This is a genomic window from Hymenobacter arizonensis (assembly GCF_900115775.1).
GTDB lineage: Bacteria > Bacteroidota > Bacteroidia > Cytophagales > Hymenobacteraceae > Hymenobacter > Hymenobacter arizonensis.
Genome location: NZ_FOXS01000004.1, coordinates 159,450 through 176,344, shown reverse-complemented (window position 1 = coordinate 176,344; position 16,895 = coordinate 159,450). Strand labels below are relative to the sequence as shown.

The following is a 16,895-nucleotide window of genomic DNA, read 5'->3' as shown; positions in this document are numbered from 1 at the left end:
TTGACTAAGGTCAATTACTGACCTCCGCCACCCACAGGCTTTTGCTCCTGCTTGGGAGCGGGGCTGGCCGACTGGGCCTGCTGCATGGGGTTCTGGGGGGCGGGTTGCTGCTGCTGGAAGAGCTCGAAGCGGGAGGCGGCGGCCTGGCGGGGGAAGGCGTTGTTGCTCAGGTCCGTGTCGGCCGTCTGCTGGAAGGGGTCGAGCACGAAGGAGACGACGGGCTGCTTGGTGACGATAATCTTGCTGACCTGCGCGTTGTTCTTGCGCCAGATTTCGGCCGGGATGGTCTGGATTTCGGTGGACTTATCGGCGTAGGTGAGCTGGACGATGACGGGCATGACCAGGCCGCCGACGTTGCGCAGGCTCAGTTCGTAGAAGTGCTGCTGCTGGCCCAGGCGCTGGCGCTGCTCGGGGCTGAGGCCGCCCAGGTAGGCGGTGTAGCGCTGCTGGTCGGCGGGCGTGACGGCCAGCGGGTTGTACTGGTTGTAGAAGTCCTTGAGCTCGGGCTTCTCGTCCACTAGCGTGCTGGTGAGGGCGGTGGCGTTGCGCTGGGCCGAGATGGAGGGGGCGGCCGCCGCTTGCAGCTGTTGCTGGCGGGCCTTCTCCACGGCCGGGTCGCCGGTGCTCGGGGTGTAGTACTTGACGCTTTCCAAGGCGAGGTCAGAGCGGTCGGTGGTGTAGAACCAGCCGCGCCAGAACCAGTCCAGGTCCACGGCCGAGGCGTCTTCCATCGTGCGGAAGAAGTCGGCGGGCGTGGGGTGCTTGTAGGCCCAGCGCTGGGCGTAGGTCTTGAAGGCGTGGTCGAAGAGCTCGCGCCCCATCACCGTCTCGCGCAGGATGTTCAGGGCCGTAGCCGGCTTGGCGTAGGCGTTAGGGCCGAACTGCAATACCGACTCCGAGTTGGTCATAATCGGCGTTTGCAGGCTCTTATCCGTCCGCATATACGATACGATGTTGGCCGGCTCGCCGCGTACCGACGGGTAGTTGCGCTCCCACTCCTGCTCGGTGAGGTACTGCACAAACGTGTTCAGGCCCTCGTCCATCCACGACCACTGCCGCTCGTCGGAGTTGATAATCATGGGGAAGAAGTTGTGCCCCACTTCGTGGATAATCACCGAAATCATCCCGTATTTCCGCTGTGCCGAATAGGTGCCGTCCTTCTCGGGGCGGCCGCCGTTGAAGCATATCATCGGGTACTCCATACCACCCACCGGGCCGTGCACGGAAATGGCCACGGGATATTCGTAGGGAATGGTGTACTTGGAGTAGGTCTTGATGGTGTGGGCCACCACTTCGGTCGAGTACTGGCCCCAGAGCGGGTTGCCCTCCTTGGGGTAGTACGACATGCACAGCACGGGCTTGCCGTTTTGCTTAATCTGCATGGCGTCCCAAATGAACTTGCGCGAGGAAGCCCAGGCAAAGTCGCGCACGTTCTTGGCCGCGTAGGTCCACGTTTTGGTGCCGGTGGCGCGCTTGCCTTCGGCCTGCACGGCTTCGGCCTGGCTGACGATGAGCACCGGTTTCTTGGCCGTTTTGGCTTGCTCCAACCGCTTTTGCTGTGCAGAGGTTAGTACCTGCGCGGCGTTCTGAAGCGTGCCGGTGGCGCCCACCACGTGGTCGGCGGGGGCGGTGATGCTCACCTTGTAGTCGCCAAAGGGCAGGGTAAACTCGCCGTTGCCGAGGAACTGCTTGTGCTGCCAACCCTGGTTGTCGGAATAGACGGCCATGCGCGGGTAAAACTGCGCGATTTCGTAGAGGTAGTTCTTATCCTCGGGGAAGTACTCGTAGCCGCTGCGCTCGCTGATTTTCAGCTGGTCGTTGATGTTGTAGCGCCACTTCACGTTGAAGGCGAAGGACTGGCCGGGGCGCAGGGGCGTGGGCAGGTCCACGCGCATCATGGTGTGGTTGATTACCGTTTTGAGAGTCTTGCCGTCTTTGCCCGTCACGCTTTCGATTTTGAAACCGCCGTCAAAATCCGACAGCATGCCTTCCAGCGCCTGGAAAGTCATTTTTTCCTGCAGCTGACTGACCTGGGTGGCGGTGGTTATCGAGTTTTTGTCCAGAATGTTCTGGTCGAGCTGCAGCCAGAGGTAGGGCAGCACGTCGGGCGAGAGGTTGGTGTAGGTGATGGTCTCGCGGCCACTGATGGCCTGCTTGGCGTCGTCGAGCGTGACCTGGATGTCGTAGTCGGCCCGCTGTTGCCAGTAGTCTTTGCCGGGCGCGCCGCTGGCCGTGCGGTAAGAGTTGGGGCCGGGCAGCAGCGTTTCGAGCTGTGCAAATTTGTCGGTGCCCGAGTTGGTGGTTTGGGCAGTGGCGGGCAGCTGGCCGGCCAAAGCCAGCACCAAGCCGGCTAATAGAAAACGACGCATGAAGAAAAAGTAATTTAGAATAGCCTTAGCCGGGAAGGTCGGCGAAGATACGAAATAGGTTGCGCTGGCCGGCAATTAGTTGCCCGCCCAGCGCTTGCTGCTATTGGCTGGGTATCGGGCAGATACCGGCCTCATTTGCGCTGAACAAGCGCGCAGCACAAAAATTCAAAATCAGGGCCACAGCTGCTGCAGTAGCAGCACGGTGGCAATGCCCAAGGCTGCGCCGCTGGTGGTGAGCAGCCAGTCGCGGCGCGCCACGCCCAGGCCCCGCAGCAGCACGGCGCCCACCAGCAGAATAACGGACACAATCAGTACCTGCCCTAGTTCAACGCCCACGTTGAAGGCCAGCAGCTCAAGCACGGGCCGGCTGTTGGCGCCCAGCAACGACTGCAGGTAATTGGAAAAACCTAAGCCGTGAATCAGACCAAAGCCCAGGGCCAGGAAATTGGAGGTGGTGGCCAGCATCAGGGGCGCCCGCGGCTTGAGCACGCGGCTGGCTCCGCGCATGTTGAACAGCGCCGTGACCATGATGGTAATCGGAATCAGCGCTTCGATGAGCGTGGGGTTGATGGCCACGATGCCCAACGTGGCCAAGGCCAGCGTGAGCGAGTGCCCCACCGTGAAACTCGTGACCAAGGCCAGCACCCGGCGCCAGTCGGCCAGCACGTAGGGCGCGCACAGCGCCAGCAGAAACGTGAGGTGGTCGGCGGCCCGCGGCGTACAGATGTGCAGGAAGCCCAGCTGCAGATAAGTTTGAAAAACGGACATCAGATGTGCAGTTTTACTAAAGCGAGTCGTGAAGGTCGGGATTTTGCTGAAACTGCCTTCTGGCCCAGCGGGCTCCGAAATGCAAAATAAAGGAACTGCATTATCTTGGTTAAATGGAGGGCAAACCGCCTACCTAGCCATTTCAGCCAATGACTCACCGGGCTTGTTCAATCATTCTGCTGTGCCTGGCTTGCCTCGGGTTGCCAGCTACTGCCCAAACCAAGTATTCCAGGGCCGATACGGTGCGCGCCGTGCGGGCATTGTTTGAGGAGCGCCGGGCCAGCGCCAGTTCACTGGCTACGGCCGGCGGCATTACCATTGGCCTCGCTGCGGCCGCGACAGTAGCAGGAGCCGCTGCTTCCGATGACCTGAGTGGGGCCGCGGTGTACATGAGTGCCATTGGGCTGGGGGCCGTGGGAGTGCCGCTGCTGCTGGTGGGGAAAAGCCGGCAAAAAGAGGTTACGCCGGAGCGAGAAGGCGCTGCCATCGGCGCCTACGAGCAGGGCCAGCCCCTGCCCTCAGCAATCAGCAGCCGCTTGAGGCGCCGGCACTTTGCGGTGCCTCGGGATGGTAAATGAGGTAGGCTTGGCGTAGCGCCGGACACTCAGGACACTGGCCTGGAATAGCACTTGATGAACGATTGGAAAGGGCTGCAGCGCGGAGATATACTGCTCACGAAGTGGTTTGCGAGAACGAGGTAGAGACGCAACATTTTGCGTCTTCGGGACCGCGCCATTGAGTTGTTCTATTCAAGTCGTTCAACAGTCGTTCAACGACGAGACGCAACATATTGCGTCTCTACCTCCGCCAGCCGATTTTCGCATTCCACTTCGCGATGAAATAGTAAACCGAACCAAACAGTCGGTTTACTATTTCATCCACAGGCAATGTACCGTAGCCGGGGCACAAGGAACTCGAAGCACACAACCAAACGGCCGCTAGTATCTTGTGCCTATTTACTACAAACTGCTCAGCATGTCCAAACTCTACTTTCTTCTGCTTCTACTTTGCTTTTTAATTACAATCCCGGCCCACGCCCAGCAACCGGCGGCCACGGGTGAGGCGGCCACACCCGTCCTCACCCGGCTCGACACGGCCCGCGCTGTGCACGAGCTTTTCAAGAGCCGGCGCGGCGGCGGGTTTGGGTGGCTGGCATTTGGCGGGGTGGGCATGGCGGCATCCATTATTCCCGCCCAACAAGCCACCAGTGCTGGCGTCTGGACGCCGGGCGTGGTCATTGGCTCGGGCCTGGCACTGTTGGGCACCAAAAAAGTTATTCAGTTTGGCTGGGGACGCGAGCAGCGCGTGCTGCGCGACTTGGCCGCCACCGGTCATCTGCCAGCCGATGTGGTGCGTCGACTGCGCGACAACTTCGCCCCTTTGCACGGCACGGCTTCGGCCCCCAACCCCTTCCTGGCCTTGAGCAGCACTTCCCCTGCGCCAACGCCAGGCAGCAGTGGGCCCGCGCCTCAGAATACAGAAACTCCAGTGACCGATGCGCCCCTCGCAGCCCCACCCCAAACGCTGGCCGATGCCCGGCAAGACACCCTTGATGCGGTGCTGGGGTTGTTTCTGGCAAAGCGCCTGAACGGACAACTGCCCATACTACTGGCGCTGCCGGGGCTTCGCCTCATGACCGGGGCCAGCGGCACCAGCACCCCTTCCACGCCCTATTCTCAACCCCAGAGCAACGAACCGTCTGGTGGGCAAATAGCCCTCGGCCTAGCGTTGATGACGGGCGGCGTGGCGTACATGTATATTCACAATGCGCCGTATTCCACCGATAAGTTTGAAGCGTTGCGCACGAGCTACTTGGCCGGAACCCCGCTGCCCGCAAGCCTGCGGGCACAACTTAAAACCAAGCACATTGCGTCGGGTCGTACCTACCGCGAGCGACTAGAGCGCCGAGCTGCCCGCCGACGTAAGTGAGGGATTTAGCAGGGCAGCCCGCTACCCCCACCCCGCCGCCGTGGCTGACGGCGGTGGCTGGCGTTTCTGGTTCGTTCTGCTGGCGCGAGTTTAGCGCAGCGTAACTCGTGACTGTTCATCGGGCGAGGCTGGGCCTCGCAGCAGAACGACTTGCTTAGTTATGCGGGCTAGGCAGCATTGCTATGCCGCTTGCGCGGCAGTGGAGGCACAGCCTCCACATCATAGCCGGTCACGAGTCACGGCTGCGCCTAAACTCGCGCCAGAGTGGGCGCAACGGCAGTAGATTTGACTTTAGAGCGTACTGGGTATTGACCATCCAGATTTCGTGCGGATTACTTTTTTACCTCCTGCAGCTACCATGAAAAAACATTTACTCATTTTGAGCTTCATTCTGGCAATCGCCCTGAATGCGCATGCCCAACGCCCCGCTTCACAAGCATTTTCGCGTGCCGACACAGTTCGTGCAATTAGTAACATGTTCAGCAAGCACCGCACCGGAGGAATTATCTGGACAGTGGTTGGAAGCGCTTTTGCTATTCGCATTATTACAGTAGCAGCCAGTAGCAGTACTGCCGGAGGATTTACAAGTACACCTGCTGGCACTGCAACCGGAGTAGCTCTATTCGGCGGCATACCTGCTGTCATTGGCATTAGTAAACTCACTCGCTTTAGTAGCGCCCGGGAAAGCAGATTATTAAGTGAGTACGAAGCAGGCAAAACACTGCCTGCTTACGTTCAACGCCGGCTGAGAAGGTCGAAGTATTTCGCCAATTAAATTCGTGAACCTGCAATAAAAAAAGGCCCCGTTGGAAATTTCCTGGGGGCCTTTTTATTTAAAACCAACCGACAATTACACCGCCGGCATTTCTACGTTCTCAAACTTCACCGCGCCGTCTTCCAGCACCGCTTCTACCACCGCGTCTTTTGTCACGCGGCCCGAAAGAATGTCCTTTGACAGCTCATTAAGAATCACGCGCTGCAGCACGCGCTTGAGCGGACGGGCACCAAACTGCGGGTCGAACCCGGCCTCGCCGAGGTAGTCGAGCACTTCGGGCGTGGCTTCCAGCCGGATGCCGGCTTCTTCCAGGCGCTGCTGGATTTGCTTGAACTGGATGTCGACAATCTTGCGAATTTCCTTGCGCTTGAGGGGCTGGAACATCACGATTTCGTCGATGCGGTTCAGGAACTCGGGGCGCATGTGCTGCTTGAGGCGCTCTACTACTTCCTCGCGGGTGCGGTCCACCACTTCGTCGTGGTTGTACTCGTTCAGCTCTTTGAAATTCTTCTGAATGATGTCGGCGCCCGTGTTGGAGGTCATGATGATGATGGTGTTCTTGAAGTTCGCCATCCGGCCTTTGTTGTCGGTGAGGCGGCCATCGTCGAGCACTTGCAGCAGGATGTTGAACACGTCCGGGTGGGCTTTCTCGATTTCGTCGAGCAACACCACCGAATAGGGCTTGCGGCGCACGGCCTCGGTGAGCTGGCCGCCTTCGTCGTAGCCCACGTAGCCGGGAGGCGCGCCTATCAGGCGCGAGGTGGCGTGGCGCTCCTGGTACTCGCTCATGTCGATGCGCACCATGGCGTTTTCGTCGTTGAACAGGTACTCGGCCAGGGCCTTGGCCAGCTCGGTTTTGCCCACGCCGGTCGAGCCGAGGAAGATAAACGAGCCGATGGGCCGCTTGGGGTCTTGCAGGCCGGCGCGGGAGCGGCGCACGGCGTCGGAGATGGCCGCGATGGCTTCGGACTGTCCTGCTACTCGTTTACCAAGCTCGGCTTCCAGGTGCAGCAGCTTCTCACGGTCCGACTGCAGCATTTTGCTTACCGGGATGCCGGTCCACTTGGCCACCACCTCGGCAATGCTTTCGCTGGTGACTTCTTCCTGCAGCATGGTGCCGCCGTCTTTGTTCTCGTTGGCTTGCTCCTGCAGCTCCTTGAGCTTGACTTCGGCCTCCTGAATCTTGCCGTAGCGCAGCTCCGCTACCCGAGCGTAATCGCCCTGGCGCTCGGCTTGCTCAGCCTCCAATTTGAACTGTTCGATGGCTTCTTTCTGCGTCTGGATGCCGGTTAGGATGCCTTTTTCGCTTTCCCAACGGGCCTTGAGGCTGTCGCGCTTGTCGTTGAGCTCGGCCAGGTCCTTGCTGAGCACGGCTTCGCGGTCGTGGTTGTTTTCGCGGCGGATGGCCTCGCGCTCAATCTCGAGCTGCATGATGCGGCGCTGGATTTCGTCGAGCTCCACGGGCATGGAGTTCAGCTCGATGCGCAGCTTGGCGGCCGACTCGTCCATGAGGTCGATGGCCTTGTCGGGCAGGAAGCGGTCGGTAATGTAGCGGGCGCTCAGCTCCACGGCCGCAATCACGGCGTCGTCGGTGATGCGCACGCCGTGGTGCAGCTCGTACTTCTCCTTGATGCCGCGCATGATGCTGATGGCGTCCTCAATGCTGGGCTCGTCCACCATCACGGCCTGGAAGCGGCGCTCCAGGGCCTTGTCTTTCTCGATGTACTTCTGGTATTCCTTGAGCGTGGTGGCCCCGATGGCGTGCAGCTCGCCGCGCGCCAGGGCGGGCTTGAGCAGGTTGGCAGCGTCCATAGCGCCTTCGCCCCCACCGCCGGCCCCGATGAGGGTGTGCATCTCGTCGATGAAGAGCACAATCTGACCTTCGGAGTCGGTCACTTCTTTAATGACGGCCTTGAGGCGCTCCTCAAACTCGCCCTTGTACTTGGCTCCTGCTACCAGCAGGCCCATGTCGAGGCTCATGATGGTTTTGTCGCGCAGGTTTTCGGGCACGTCGCCGGCCACGATGCGCTGGGCCAGGCCCTCCACAATGGCGGTTTTGCCCACGCCGGGCTCGCCGAGTAGCACGGGGTTGTTTTTGGTGCGGCGCGAGAGGATTTGCAGCACGCGGCGGATTTCCTCGTCGCGGCCAATCACGGGGTCCATCTTGCCGGCGCGCACCTGCTCGTTGAGGTTGCGGGCGTAGCGGTTCAGGCTCTGGTACTGGTCTTCGGCGCTCGGGCTCGTGACTTTGCGGCCGCCGCGCAGCTCCTTGATGGCAGCTTTCAGGTCCTTGTCGTTGAAGCCGGTGTCTTTGAGCAGGGTGGCCACAGCGTCCTTGCCGCCGAGGATGCCGAGCAGCAGGTGTTCCACGGATACAAATTCGTCGCCCATGTCCTTCATGGCCGCGGTGGCGCGCTGCACGGCGGCAGCGGCCTCGTTGGCGAAGTAGGGCGAGCCGCCGCTCACCTTGGGGTAAGCGGCCACGATGGCGTCGAGCCGCGGGGTGAGGATGTTGAGGTTCGCCCCGAGCTTGCTGGCGAGAAACGAGAAGACGCTCTCGTCGCTCTGGAAGAGGGCCTTCAGCAGGTGGCCCGTTTCCACGGCCTGCTGCTGGTTGCCCCCGGCGATTTCAGTGGCCTTCTGCACGGCCTCCTGCGCCTTGATGGTGAAGTTTTTAAAGTCCATTGTCGTAGTCTCTTAGTAGGTGCTTCAGTGTAGAAGTTCTACGAGGGGACTAGCAAAGGGGGTGCTAAGGGGCTTTTTCGGACTTTTTGGCGGAAAATTATAAATCTGAGGATGTGTGTTCAGACAAAATTTCAGCCCACAACGTCAATACGTAACCTCACAAATAATTCATTCGGCTTCTAGAATTAAATAAGTTTATCCTGTTCGAACACTTTGTTATTCTCTATTCGCTTATCATAAACCTTTAACCGTATAAATGCTCGCATAATTGGGTTTATGAACTTATAACGAAGGTTGCTCCCTTGACCTACCTTCTCCAAGATTGGGCCCTTTTCATCTTTGCAGAGCGCATCCAAATAATAACGAAAATCAGTCGTCGTCATATTAGAATTCGTCTTCTTTTTGCCTTTAAAGTGCTCTAACGCTCCACTATTTGTAAAACAATCATAGTCATCTAAATAGGCAGATGAACAAGCCGCTAATACTTCCTCAAAATGAGATGGCCCCTTGGAATTTATTATTGCTTTTTGATATGAGTTACGCAAAGATTGAGAGGTGCTGTGAATAGCTCTTTTTACCGCATAAGTAAAATGTGTTATTGATACAGTATTAGACTCACTGTTTATTGCGTATGCAGCTGCAGATTTGCATATAGCATGAGTATAATGAGGAAACCCCGAAGAATATTCAATAATTTTTTCTCTGACATTTTCGATAATTTCCAAATCGAGCTTCCTAAGCCCATTATCAATAATTTCTTTTAATTCATCATCTGACATCCGTGGCATCTGAATCTGCATCAAACACCTCTCTAGCGATGGATGCTCGCCAAGTAAATCTGCTACATTGTCCGCGATACCAACAATGAGGACAGTGACATTATGAACGTTATCTGACAAAGCCTTGATGGTATCCGCCATCCGAGTCTTTGTCTCTATGTTAGTAATGCTATCAAACTCATCAAATATGATTAGTAGGCGAGTTGAAAGGTTCTCAAATACTTGTTGAATATCTGTGGAATCTAATTCATCCTTTTCTGGAAGAAAAAGGTCCAGTTGAACAGACTCTTGACGTACTTCTGCAGTAAATCCTACGCCTTTCTTGTCTGCATAAAACTTTATTTTCTTTAAAGCTTTCTCCCAGATAGCTTTAAAGTCTTCTGTTCTATTACAAGTAACTTTCGATGCTATCGTATCAGGAAAGAAGGTTACGGCCATATTGGCCAGAGAGGTTTTCCCAACCCCCCTATCGCCATACAATACTGCATGCGACCCACGCTGCTTAAGTGCATCGTATAAACCTTTAAACTGCTCTCTGCGTCCATAAAAAAGGTCTTTATTTTCGATTGGCGCAGTAGGACTGAAAACGTCCTCTAAGCGCAAAAGTTTATCCTCTTTCGTCATCATCTTTGCGCTTGCCATATTATTACTCTTAATTTTATTATACCGGGAGAATTCTAAGCAAAAGCAAACTAAAAAGCTTCCGCATACTAACCTATCCTGGCGATTGGAATTATCGGGCGCAAGGTAGTAGCTGTAGAGAACTCAGGATAGAGTGCTTGAAACATAGCCTGCGCCTTTTCGAGTAAATATGGATGCTCGTCTAACGCAGTCCTATTAAGCAAAAGATAAGCGTTAGTTTCAGGGCTGTGTTGGTGGTCCCACCGTTCAGGCGGGAAAAAGTCACTAGCTAACTGCGAATAAATGCGAAACCGTTGGGCATTGGTTGGATCATCTTTTAGTTCAATTGGCTTTGGTGTGCCAATAAATCCGCCAGAAGCCAATGGGTCACGTTTCAGAATATGGAGCATTACAGCTAAGCAGGTATTTAAAATTCGAATAGCTTCCGCTGGGCCATCGTTGGTTTGGTATGCGTACTTAGGTTCAGGGTCACGCTCGTAACGATGAGCTTTGAGGTAAAACTTCAGCACGTAAATATGATGCTGGTATTGTTCGGCCTGAATAATGTAATGACGACCCTTTTTCGTTTGAAACGGACAGATGTAGCGCTCAAGCAAAAAGCCGCCTGGGGAATAGGGCGGCTTTTCGATAATAAAGCGGAATGGGTAAGCATTACCCGGGAAATCACCGGGAATCAAAATAAGTAAGGGTATGCTTTACGGCGCTTAGCCTCTAACTCTTTTGGCTGTACAGGGCGGAAAGTTCCTACTTGACTCACACATCCTGTTGGAGGTGTAACAGCAGGCGCAACCGTCTTGATAGCGTTAGACTTAGGAATTGTCGTGTTCATGAAAGCAAAGTTACAAGGTCCGGGCCAAAGTAGTAACAGGCAGTTGTAATACTGCCCATACAAGTCAAAGGTTCATACTTGGGCCTTTATATCTCAAAGCAGGCAACACAGAAGCTCCCGTTTCTTCAGCGGCGGGGGCAGCGGGCGGGGCGGTGGGTGGAGCAGATGCTTTTCGCCTGTGAAACTTAATCTTACAGAAAGCTGTAAGTTTGTAGTGAATCTGAACGGGTGCTAGTCGCCCTAGTAGGATTCACCCGGGGCTGCCGCAAGGTGGCCCCTTTTTATTTCACAGCTGCACGAGATGCAGCGAATGGGCCCGATTGGCGTAGGTATTGAGCACGGGGCGCAGGCGGGCGTAGAAGTTGTGGCCTTGTTTACTGCGCATGTAGGCATTGGGCTCATACAGTTGCCGGGCAGCGTAGGCCACTACATCCACTAGTTGGTGAAAGAGTGCGCAGAATCTTTAAGGAACGGGTCCTCAATCACGGATTGTAGCGCCAGGTTGCGGTATCCCGCGCCTTGGGTTTGGTGAGCAGGGTTGTTGGGCACGGGATTGTAGTGCCGCATGCGTCGCATGAGGGCAGTGAGTTTGCCGCCGTCGGTGTTGTCGGGCAGCACCAGCCCGCGCTGGTCGGCAAAAGCGCCGGGGTAGTGCGGTTCCGCATGGTGTTGTCGAAACGCTGAATCAAGGCTTGCCAAGCACTCTCAAACACGTCGTAGCCAACTGATTTCGTTGTCTTATTCACTACCACGGTGCAGAGACTGATATCGCTGCGATTCCCGAGGAAATCCAGGCACTGCTTGAGGATATCGAGCTGGTCGTTGCGCTTGATGCGAACCAACGGACCTGGGTTGGTAATGAACGGCGCGGCATGGATTTCCTCGCGCAACTTCAACCCTTTTGTGGCCCGCAAATGCCGCCGGAATGCAACGATATCATCCAGGAAGGCGCGCCACCTTGTTTCATGCACTACCAAGCCAGAAAGGATGAAGTACTTAGTTGGACTGGCTACTAAGCCAGTGTCGCCGCTTTCATCGGCGTAGAGTAGATACATGAAGTAGTAGCTGCTGATAGAGGAAGCAAGCTACAACGAAGCGCTTGTTTCGTTCAACGGCGGGGGCAGCGGGCGGGGCGGGGGTGCCGAGCATCAGCAGTACGAGCGTGGCTGCGCATGCTGCCCTGTGGAACACAGGAAATAGCACGGCGAATTCGCGCAGTCCGGATGAGGCCGCCCCGACAGGCAAGCTTCTAATTTACCCTGGTTGCGACTGGCTTGTCGTTTACAGCAATTGCATTGACCTTGCCAGCACCATCCAGCATCATGCTGAACTTGGCTGACTGTTCGAGCACAAAGAAGTGAGTGGGGTCGGTGAAATACATTTTCCACGCGGTTGTCGGATTAACAGCTAACCACGGGCCGTCATTTTTTAGCTCAATTGCCCACTCCTGGTTTTGCACTTTGTATTTCCCAACATAGGGCGCTAATACAGTATTGGGCTGTAGTACCTGCTTCAGGTTAACTGGGGCGTAATAGTTTTTCCAGTTATAGGTGGTGGCCACGCTATTAATTATTTCTCCCAACAAGGCAGAATTTTGGGTGTTAGTCATCACGACCACGCCATTGCCACCATCCATGCTGCCAACGTAGTTGCTGACGAAACCCTCGTCTGCGCCAGAGTGATGGAAATACTGCACTCCCCGCTTGTTCATGATGAATACGCCAAAACCAGCCAACGAATCAACGTAAGGGGTAAGGCGACGCTTATTCATGTCCTGGGAAAGAACCTTGGCTGATTTACCCTGCAAGGCGCGCTGCGTTTCAATTATATAAATGGCCAAATCGGTGGGGGTGGTCCACAGGCCGGCTGCCGCTTGCTCCGGATACAGGTGGTATTTGCCTTTCACTGGCTTCCCATCGCTTTGGTAGCCAGAGGCCAGCAGGGGTTGCTGCGCGGCAGTGGGCGGCTGCGTGTACGAACTGGCCTTCATGCCCATGGGCTTCAGCACGTTGTCGTACATAAACTTATCGTAGGGCTGGCCAGTCACGTCTTGCACCAGCAGCTGCGAAATGGTAGTGCCGCCGCCGGAGTATTCGTACTTGAGCGATGGCGCATATTTGGAGCGAACAGCCGCCGTGTTGGTGGGCTTTTCGCCATTCAGTACTTGCGGGAGCGTGGGAATAGCGGCTCCCACTTCATACCCGGGAAAGCCGTGTACCGTGAGGCCCGCCGTGTGGCTCAGCAGGTTGGCCAGCGTTATTTTTTTGCCTTTGGCCAGCGAGTCGTAAGGGAATTTCCACGACTTCAAATACTCATTGATGTCGGCATCGAGGCTGAGTTTCTTATCCTGCGCCAGCTTCAACACGCCTACTCCGTTTAGGGACTTACTGATTGAACCAGCTTGGAACAAGGTGTTCACCGTTACGGGCCGCTTTTCCTCAGCATCGGCCATTCCGTATCCCCGGGCCCACTCCACCTTATAGTCTTTTATCACCGCAATGCTTACGCCGTTGATTCGGTGGTGCTTCATTCGGTCCTCTAGCGTCCATTTACTAGGCTGGCCTTCCAGGTTTCTCACCGCCTTCAGGTTTTGCTCTACCTGAGTGATTTTCTCTTCTACTTCCTTGGAGTATTTTTTAGCGGTTTGCCCATATCCCGTGCCGATAGTGATGCCAAGTAGTAAGGCAAAAAGCGCGGCTTTAATAGACGTAGAAGGTATAATCATGAAGTGAATTGAAATGACAAGTGTTGGAGAGATTTCTAAATGTATCTTAATTAATAATAAATATGACTACAAACCTCCATTGTCCTTTTAAATTAGCCCAGGCTTGAGGCCATAGGCAGTCTTGCCTGAAGATTTTTGACAGAAGTTCTAGTTTCTTTTAGCGGCGGGGGCAGCGGGCGCGGCCGAGCTTATTCCTTATAAACAGCGGCAGCTTCTACTAGCTCTGCTGCGGCAGCCCTAGTAAGTACAGTTTCTTGGCCCTGCCGGTGATGCATCCTCGCTCCCATTTGTAGCCATCGGTTTCGAGCCCGGCCAGCAGCTGGCCCAAGTCTTCCAGTGTGTAGGTGCGGGCATTGGACACGGCCCCGTCCCAGGCAAAGCACAGCGGAATTACGGGCAGCAGGTACGTAAAGACCAGTTGCTTCCAGGTGAGGGGCCGGGCGAAGGGCGTGAGAAAGAACACCATCAGAAATATCATGGGCAGCGAAGCCCACCACAGCACAATGGGCAGGCTGTTGTCGCTCATCTCGTAGATGCAGATGGCCTGGCGGCTGTCGCGGGCGTGCTGCAGAATGCGGCGCGCCGTAGCCGGGCTCATGTGGTGAAAGCTGCCCACCATGGTGCGCACTCCGGCCAGTTCGGCCGGCACCTGCAGCGCATCTACCGGCACTAGCCGATACGTCAGCGCCGGATTGGGGCCGCTGTTCACTTCGGCCGCCACTTCCCGGTTCGGGTAGAGGTCGGTCAACGTCAGGCGCAGCTGGTCGCCGCCGGGTTGGGCCTGTAGCGCTTGAAACACTTCCCGCATGGGGCCACCCCCGCCCGAGCAAAGGTCTACAATGGTGTTTTGGCCCGTGTGCCGCAAGGCCTTGGTAAGTAGGGCTGCAATATCAGCAGGGGTGCCCAGTAGGTTGTGCATCACCACCATCAGCCGGGTCAGGCAGGCGCGCAGCCAATGAGGAAACCAGGGATAATCTTCCAGTTCAAACAGCTGTATGCGCTTCATGATACTTGGGGTGCTGGTTGCGTCCAGCGTCGGACCACCAGCACGAGCCGGCAGGTAAAAACCCTGGCTGCTGATATGGCTTGGCAAGCTACACCACCAAGCAGTTCTGCATCCGATTATCCCCAAGCCCAAAACCAGCCGTGCTCCTGCAGAGGTCTGGCTTGCTCCTTAGGCAGGCAGCGAAAGAAGCTCCTTTTCTTCGGCGGCGGGGGCAGGGGCGAGGAGCCTTGTTTACCTCTCCAGGCAAAGAAGAACGGACAAGAATGGTAACCAGACGCCGAATAATACTCGGTAAAGGCAGTCCAGTCTCCTGTCTTGATAGTATTACTACTAATCAAGAAAGTTATTTAATCTTCTGCAAGTGTTTTACTACAAATATGTCCTAGTTTTGCAGCCGCTTACCATAGCGGCCATCGCCAATTAGGCGCTGGCAGTAGCTGTAATAGCTCCTTAAGAGCTTCAGCATGTAATCATTCTTTTTCTCCTTTCTCTTCTTTCTGCGTGGATGCACCCCTACTGATTTCGAACCTAACCAATCCCACCCTCCTTTTCTTCGTGCTCGGTATCGTGGCGACAGCCGTGAAAAGCGACCTGGAAATACCACCATCCTCGGTCAAGTTTATCTCGTTGTACCTGCTGTTTTCCATCGGGTTTAAGGGAGGGCAGGAACTGGCCCACAGTGCATTCAGCGCCGAAATCGTCTACTCCCTGGGCTTCGGCCTGCTGGTTGCGAGCCTGATTCCGCTCTACACGTTTTTCGTGCTGAAACGGCGGCTCAGCATCGCCGATGCCGGGGCCGTGGCCGCCGCCTACGGTTCGGTGAGTGCCGTGACGTTCGTGTCGGCCGTTTCATTTCTCGACGCCCAGCAGCTGCATTTTGGCGGGCACATGGTCGCCGTCATGGCCCTGATGGAAGCGCCTGCCATCATCGTGGGCGTTATGCTGATGCTGCGCTACGACGATGCCCCGAGCGTGGAGGGCCACGGGTTGGGAGCCATTGCGCAGCATTCTTTCACCAACGGCAGCGTGCTCATGGTGCTGGGCAGCCTCGTGATTGGGCTGATTGCCGACACCAAGCAGGCCGATGGCATCAAGCCCTTTACCACCGACATCTTCAAGGGGTTCCTGGCTATTTTCCTGCTCGAAATGGGCATGGTCACGGCCCGACGCTTCGCTGCGTTTCTGCGCTACGGGCGCTTCGTCACGGCTTTTGCCGTGCTCGTGCCCTTGCTCAACGGCTGCCTGGTGGCCGCGGCCAGCCATTGGGTGACCGACAGCGTAGGCAACCGGTTCATCTTCGCCATCTTGGCGGCCAGTGCTTCCTACATTGCCGTGCCGGCCGCCATGCGCCTGGCCGCGCCCAAAGCCGACCCGGGCCTGTACCTGCCCATGGCCTTGGGCGTGACCTTTCCGCTGAACATTACCCTAGGCATGCCGCTGTATTTTGCCGTGGTCCAGCATACGTAGGTCCTATGAAGGTGGCGCTGCGTTCGAAACGGCCTGAGCACCTCGCAACGCCACTTTATCGAACAAGCCCAAAACAAAAGAGCCCCGCCAGTTGCCGGGGCTCTTTGTTTCAGGGCCTAAAGCCACCGGCTAGCGGTGGGGCGGCCGAAGCAGGTGGCTGCAGCGGCTACTTCAGCTTGATGCCTTGAGCCTCCATCTGCTTTTCTGCGGCGGCTTGGTTGGCCAGGTATTCGGCGTGCTGCTCGGGCGTGCGCTGGGTGCCCAGGCTGGCCAGGTGCTGCTGGAGCTCGGCGGCGGGCATATCGGCCCCGTAGGAGGGAGTGCCCGGCTGCTGCCGCCACGACTCGTGCAGGCTGCCGTTGTCCACGGCGTCGAAGCCCAGCTCATCAACCAGGGCCATTACCTTTTGCTTGGCGGCGGCATCGTCGCCGGCCACGGGCAGCGAGACACGGCCGGGCGTGCCGGCGGGCTTACCAGAGTTCTGGAGGTGGTCGGCGTAGATGTTGTTAAACACCTTCACCACCGGGCGGCCCAGGTGCTGCTGCACCCATTCGCTCTCGGTGAGGTCGCCGCTTTCCAGCTCGGGCAGTTGGCCATCGCGCAGGTAGGGGTAGTAGTTGCTGGTGTCGATGACGGGCACATCGGCGGGCACGTCCTCAAACAGGTCCTTGGGCAGGTCGGGGATGTTTTTGAGTGGGATGGTTACCACGATGATTTCGCCGTGGCGGGCCGCTTCCTTGGCCGTGACGGGGGTAGCGCCGGTTTTCTGGGCCACGTCCGTCAGCGTTTCGGGGCCGCGGGAGTTGGCAATTTGTACTGAGTGGCCGAGGCTGGTGAGCCGCACGGCGAGGGCGCTGCCGATGTGGCCGGCCCCAATGATTCCAATGTTCATACTAGTAGGATAAGTGTGTACTTAGTGAG

General features: G+C 56.6%; 14 protein-coding genes. 4 read left to right on the top strand and 10 right to left on the bottom strand.

Annotation, left to right across the window (positions count from 1 at the left end; translation table 11 throughout):
• Window positions 1-14: 14 nt before the first annotated feature.
• Window positions 15-2,369 carry a M1 family metallopeptidase gene (locus BMZ66_RS15190; RefSeq protein WP_092675351.1) on the bottom strand — a complete coding sequence of 785 codons (2,355 nt, stop codon included), beginning with the start codon at window positions 2,367-2,369 and terminating at the stop codon, window positions 15-17.
• A gap of 171 nt (window positions 2,370-2,540) precedes the next feature.
• A complete protein-coding gene (locus BMZ66_RS15185; RefSeq protein ID WP_092675347.1) occupies window positions 2,541-3,137 on the bottom strand; it encodes a HupE/UreJ family protein in 597 nt (198 codons plus the stop codon).
• A 149-nt stretch (window positions 3,138-3,286) separates the two neighbouring features.
• Between BMZ66_RS15185 and BMZ66_RS15180 the strand changes: the two genes are divergently transcribed.
• The 3 genes from BMZ66_RS15180 to BMZ66_RS25170 all read left to right on the top strand — a co-directional run bounded on the left by BMZ66_RS15180 (window position 3,287) and on the right by BMZ66_RS25170 (window position 5,841).
• Window positions 3,287-3,715: a hypothetical protein gene (locus BMZ66_RS15180; RefSeq protein ID WP_143080234.1), complete on the top strand. Its 429-nt coding sequence runs from the start codon at window positions 3,287-3,289 to the stop codon at window positions 3,713-3,715.
• Window positions 3,716-4,112: 397 nt separating this feature from the next.
• A complete protein-coding gene (locus BMZ66_RS15175) occupies window positions 4,113-5,066 on the top strand; it encodes a hypothetical protein (protein ID WP_143080233.1) in 954 nt (317 codons plus the stop codon).
• Between the two features lie 358 nt (window positions 5,067-5,424).
• Window positions 5,425-5,841, top strand: a complete 417-nt coding sequence (locus BMZ66_RS25170) for a hypothetical protein (protein ID WP_143080232.1) — start codon at window positions 5,425-5,427, stop codon at window positions 5,839-5,841.
• Between the two features lie 75 nt (window positions 5,842-5,916).
• Here the strand turns inward: BMZ66_RS25170 and clpB are convergent, their stop codons facing one another.
• The 7 genes from clpB to BMZ66_RS15145 form a co-directional block, all read right to left on the bottom strand.
• Complete coding sequence (gene clpB / locus BMZ66_RS15170; protein ID WP_092675335.1) at window positions 5,917-8,526, bottom strand: ATP-dependent chaperone ClpB; 2,610 nt, start codon at window positions 8,524-8,526, stop codon at window positions 5,917-5,919.
• A 185-nt stretch (window positions 8,527-8,711) separates the two neighbouring features.
• Window positions 8,712-9,932: an ATP-binding protein gene (locus tag BMZ66_RS15165; protein WP_177204751.1), complete on the bottom strand. Its 1,221-nt coding sequence runs from the start codon at window positions 9,930-9,932 to the stop codon at window positions 8,712-8,714.
• Window positions 9,933-10,015: 83 nt separating this feature from the next.
• Window positions 10,016-10,624: a hypothetical protein gene (locus tag BMZ66_RS25165; protein ID WP_143080231.1), complete on the bottom strand. Its 609-nt coding sequence runs from the start codon at window positions 10,622-10,624 to the stop codon at window positions 10,016-10,018.
• Window positions 10,625-11,062: 438 nt separating this feature from the next.
• A complete protein-coding gene (locus BMZ66_RS25570; RefSeq protein WP_177204750.1) occupies window positions 11,063-11,203 on the bottom strand; it encodes a hypothetical protein in 141 nt (46 codons plus the stop codon).
• A gap of 55 nt (window positions 11,204-11,258) precedes the next feature.
• Window positions 11,259-11,831: a DUF3800 domain-containing protein gene (locus BMZ66_RS15155; RefSeq protein WP_092675321.1), complete on the bottom strand. Its 573-nt coding sequence runs from the start codon at window positions 11,829-11,831 to the stop codon at window positions 11,259-11,261.
• Between the two features lie 194 nt (window positions 11,832-12,025).
• Complete coding sequence (locus BMZ66_RS15150) at window positions 12,026-13,501, bottom strand: serine hydrolase domain-containing protein (RefSeq protein WP_092675317.1); 1,476 nt, start codon at window positions 13,499-13,501, stop codon at window positions 12,026-12,028.
• 217 nt (window positions 13,502-13,718) lie between these two features.
• On the bottom strand, window positions 13,719-14,507 hold the full coding sequence (locus BMZ66_RS15145) for a hypothetical protein (RefSeq protein WP_092675314.1): 789 nt from the start codon (window positions 14,505-14,507) through the stop codon (window positions 13,719-13,721).
• 501 nt (window positions 14,508-15,008) lie between these two features.
• Here BMZ66_RS15145 and BMZ66_RS15140 point away from each other — a divergent pair.
• A complete protein-coding gene (locus BMZ66_RS15140) occupies window positions 15,009-15,974 on the top strand; it encodes a sodium-dependent bicarbonate transport family permease (RefSeq protein ID WP_092675311.1) in 966 nt (321 codons plus the stop codon).
• 166 nt (window positions 15,975-16,140) lie between these two features.
• Here the strand turns inward: BMZ66_RS15140 and BMZ66_RS15135 are convergent, their stop codons facing one another.
• The gene (locus BMZ66_RS15135) at window positions 16,141-16,866 is read right to left on the bottom strand and encodes an NADPH-dependent F420 reductase (RefSeq protein ID WP_092675307.1); all 726 of its coding nucleotides are present in this window, start codon (window positions 16,864-16,866) and stop codon (window positions 16,141-16,143) included.
• Window positions 16,867-16,895: the final 29 nt, after the last annotated feature.